Source organism: Mycobacterium sp. KBS0706 (genome assembly GCF_005938675.2).
Lineage (GTDB): Bacteria > Pseudomonadota > Alphaproteobacteria > DSM-16000 > Inquilinaceae > Inquilinus.
In genome coordinates, this window is the sequence record NZ_VCCH02000415.1 from 1 (window position 1) to 297 (window position 297).

At 70.7% G+C, this 297-nt stretch carries 1 protein-coding gene; it reads right to left on the bottom strand.

From position 1 onward, the window contains the following. On the bottom strand, positions 1-297 hold a 297-nt coding region (locus FFK22_RS42520; RefSeq protein ID WP_143957080.1), incomplete at both ends, for an AMP-binding protein.

Below are 297 nucleotides of genomic sequence, written 5' to 3' on the forward strand. Positions count from 1 at the left end.
ACCACCACCGCATCCCGGATGCCGGCATGGGAGCGTAGCGCGGCCTCGATCTCGCCGAGCTCGATCCGCAGGCCCCGCAGCTTCACCTGATGGTCCAGCCGGCCGAGATACTCGATCGCCCCGTCCGGCCGACGCCGCACCAGGTCGCCCGAGTGGTACATCCGGCTGCCCGATGGACCGTTCGGATCCGGCACGAACCGGTCCGCCGTCAGGTCCGGTCGGCCGAGATACCCCCGCGCCAGGTTCACCCCGGCGATGTAGAGCTCGCCCGACACACCCTCCGGCACCGGGTTCAGA